The following is a 3,585-nucleotide window of genomic DNA, read 5'->3' on the forward strand; positions in this document are numbered from 1 at the left end:
CTGATCTCAATCCTATTGAGAAAAAATGGGCTTAAGCCAAACATATAAGAAGAAACGCCACCTTACTCAATTGATCTCTTATTTCAATTCCATTTCTTGTAATTTTTTTATACTGATTTAGATATAGAAGGAAGAAAATAAACGTTATGAATATGGTTTGGCATATTTTTACTATTTAATGACAAGGTTTTTATAAAAATTGTAATTTAATGAAAAAAGGCTTGTAATTAGTTGCAAAAAATCAACAATCAATGTCTCTGTTTGGAGCAACGCATCTTAACTACTTTTTTACATTCCCCATGTTCTAATTACGCCGTTGATGTTTTGCATTTTTTTCAATGATGATTTCGTTAAAACAAAAATTTTTTTTACTAACTTTTTTTCTTTCAGCTTCAAGCCTGAGTGCAAAAAAAAGATAAATTTTTATCTGGAATAGGGATTTTTATGGGAATCGGTGGAACCTCTATGTCGACCAATCCTGGGGGATCAGGGTCAGCAAGTTGGCCGATTAAAGCAGAATCTTTTGGAGAAGATGGTGAAGTCAAAGGGAAGTTCAAAATCAGCAGTACTCTTGAAAGTCTCGATGCAATGGGGTACACAGGTTCCTCAAACCCTACGACTGAGGAGCCCTTCGTAGATGGAACTTTAATAACAACAACTGTTGCTGCTGATGTATCAGCAACAGCGACGATAAAAGGAGAGGGTGTTGATGTAGAGGATGATCCAGACATTCATACCTGTGCGGTGGAAAAAGTCGAAACAGCTGGTACTGCAGCAAATCCTGATGTATTATACACAGTTAAGGGGACAACAACTACTAAGATTGATCCATCTACAGCAACATTGGAAGGAATTCAAGATAATTTTATAGATTTTGGACAAAAAGGATTAGTAAAAAATACTTCTGGATTTTCTTGGAATTTGGGGGTATTAATGCAAAAAACTCTTAATTGTTATACGATGGGGTTTCGGTGTGCGTTTGGAACAAACGGTAGTTCTTCTCAGCTAAAGTATAAAACTGGAGGATTGGGATTAAAGGTTGTGGAAAATCAAAATTTTGTTGGCTCTCTTGGAATCTCAGATGAAAGAAGTACAGAATTTCGTTTAAAGAATAAATGGTTTGCTGAATTTATCTTTGAATTTGGATATGTGGTTGCGCAAAGATTGCAGCTTTTCGTTGGGCCTGGAGTTATCCTGCAAAATCAGAAACTTTCTTATATTGGTGAATCTGGCCAATCTTCTAGTAGCTTGTCTAAAACCGTTACCGGATCTGTGTTGGCGTGTGGCGCTAGGTACGCTTTGAATCAGAACGCTACGTTGGGGTTGGAATATCAACGTCAATGGTTGGGCAAAAAAAGCTGGGATAATGTTGCTTCTATAGTTCCCAAAGATATATATTGCTGTGGTGTGCCTGTGTCAAAGACTAACACCAACTTGTTTTTGGTGACGCTAACCTATATGTTTAGTGGAAAATAAATAAAGCAACGGATTTGAAAAAACAGAACGCCCATGTTGTAGAAAAATAAATTGCAGCAGTGGCGTTTTAGTTGGCATGATTTAGACGGTAAGGAAGACCGCTCTAAATCACCAGTCATCGTATTTTTACCTCTTGTCGAGTTGTTTTTTAAGATTCAGTACTAATTTTTAACATTTTTTTACCCGATCAGAGCGCTTTTTTACGTCTAAGACGACATCTGTTTCATTTACTTTGGCTGCGATTATAGGTGCAAGATGTATTGCGCGAGATTTTTTTATTACCATTTCGTGAAATGTATATTATCATATTTGTGTTTGTCGTCTTTCCTTATTTTATTGCAATATAGTAACAAAACACTTAATGCTTTTGATTGGTTATAAAAACGTGTAAGATAGAATTTATTAAATTTTTCGCACTTACCTAACGCACGCCAGATATTCGAAAATTTCACTATTGCTTAAAATTAAACTCTGTAGTAAAATGAATGGGAAGTGCGGATATGGTTCAATGGTAGAATGAAAGCTTCCCAAGCTTTAGATGAGGGTTCGATTCTCTTTATCCGCTCTGATTTTTTAGGAAATTAATTTTTAGTGATTTATGGTTTTACTAGCTAAGATTATTGGGCCAAAAGGAGTGCGGGGAAACATCAAGATTGATGTTTTTACCGAAGATCCTTTGTTTTTGGTGCGCTGTCCGTTGGTTTATAACGAAAAAAAAGAAAAGCTTCAGTTTGATTTTGTCGGATGGGTAAGCCGCCCTTCTAAGATAGAAGCTAGATGTCACGGAATATCTTCAAGAGAACAAACCCAGGCTTTAAAAGGCATAAAGCTGTACACCTCTATAGAGCATCTTAAAGCTTTGCCTGATGATCACTACTATTGGAAAGAATTAGAAGGCTACAAAGTGCAGTTTCAAGAAAATCTTTTGGGAACAGTTCTAAGAATGAATAATTTTGGAGCAACTGATTTATTGGAAATTTCCCTTTCAAAAGACGCATCGTCGGTTTATCTACCATTTCACAAAACTTTTATTACGAACGTGTGTAAAGCTCAGCACATTATTTTTTGCACTAATGAAGCGGAAGAATGGATTCAAAACACAAATTAATCATACACTCAAATGTTTTTCAGACATACATAAAAATAGAATAGTTTCAGAATAGCTTTTAACTAAAGATATCTTTTAAAAGTCTCTAAAAACGATTGTATGTAAATTTTATGAATGTTCGGATTGCTTTAAAATCAGCATTTTGGTGTCAGAGCGACTGCCGTTTTGAAGTGGGCGGACACCTTGGGGAGGCTATGCGCCAAAATTGCCCCCTCCCAAGAAGACAAAGGTATTGTAATAGAAGTCGATGAATTTTTGAACTATAAAAAAAAGAAGTAAAAATTTGGATTTCTAAAGCTTGAATTTCTAAATCCTATGATCGTTCTGGAAAAGGGCTCATCGATTGGGAATTTGGTGATCTCTCGAGTCAAACATTCAAACGACTTTTTGAACGATTAAAGAAACGGAAAATTTTATTTTATTGCAAAGATCCTTTGGAAGGTTTTAATAAAATTATTCCAAGCACCCGCCTCTTTCAGGAAAAAGATAAAACGTTTTCCATTGAACAAAATAATGCTCCACACCGCCATTGGTTTGCGAGTTTTCGTCGAAAACTCCTTGCAAACACACGATCTCTTGAAATACTGGAGGTAACACTGCGTATTTTTGCGGCACTTCACGTTAATAAAACATTGAAAATCAATCATACTATCTTTGGTTAAAGGCTTCTAAAAATTTTTTGTGGTTGATAAAGTCAAAAAAATTCAGCCTATTGAAATGAATCGTCTAAATTTTTAAAAATTCTCCATACTGCAACAGTCCTATAAAGGGAGAGTTGCGAGATAAGGTAATTTTTGGTATAAGAAGGAAAAAATCAAGGCAAGGTGAAAGAAGTGTCGAGCACGCAAATAACAATGGTAAGTTTAGAAGAGGGAGTAAGTAAGGACCATCAGTATAGGAAATTTAAATCAATATTCAGCTTTAGTAAGGTTAAGGATGAAGTGTAGCGGTAGAAAGTAAAGCTAACTAGAAGAGATACGGAGTATTACGGTTATTTAAAT

4 protein-coding genes and 1 tRNA gene are annotated in these 3,585 nt (G+C 35.4%); all 5 read left to right on the forward strand.

All coding sequences use genetic code 11. The annotated features are described in order from the left end of the window. Nucleotides 1-402: 402 nt before the first annotated feature. The 5 genes from HE1_RS03045 to HE1_RS07215 all read left to right on the forward strand — a co-directional run bounded on the left by HE1_RS03045 (nucleotide 403) and on the right by HE1_RS07215 (nucleotide 3,246). Nucleotides 403-1,476 carry an outer membrane protein gene (locus HE1_RS03045; protein ID WP_035544606.1) on the forward strand — a complete coding sequence of 358 codons (1,074 nt, stop codon included), beginning with the start codon at nucleotides 403-405 and terminating at the stop codon, nucleotides 1,474-1,476. Nucleotides 1,477-1,970: 494 nt separating this feature from the next. Further along, nucleotides 1,971-2,041, forward strand: a tRNA-Gly gene (locus tag HE1_RS03050). A 33-nt stretch (nucleotides 2,042-2,074) separates the two neighbouring features. Further along, nucleotides 2,075-2,584, forward strand: coding sequence for a ribosome maturation factor RimM (gene rimM, locus HE1_RS06480; RefSeq protein WP_052567275.1), 510 nt, complete (start codon nucleotides 2,075-2,077; stop codon nucleotides 2,582-2,584). 110 nt (nucleotides 2,585-2,694) lie between these two features. Beyond that, nucleotides 2,695-2,835: a hypothetical protein gene (locus HE1_RS07210; RefSeq protein ID WP_162531223.1), complete on the forward strand. Its 141-nt coding sequence runs from the start codon at nucleotides 2,695-2,697 to the stop codon at nucleotides 2,833-2,835. A gap of 87 nt (nucleotides 2,836-2,922) precedes the next feature. Beyond that, the gene (locus HE1_RS07215) at nucleotides 2,923-3,246 is read left to right on the forward strand and encodes an IS1 transposase (RefSeq protein WP_242837184.1); all 324 of its coding nucleotides are present in this window, start codon (nucleotides 2,923-2,925) and stop codon (nucleotides 3,244-3,246) included. Nucleotides 3,247-3,585 lie beyond the last annotated feature (339 nt).

It is taken from the genome of Holospora elegans E1, assembly GCF_000648275.1.
Taxonomy (GTDB): domain Bacteria; phylum Pseudomonadota; class Alphaproteobacteria; order Holosporales; family Holosporaceae; genus Holospora; species Holospora undulata_A.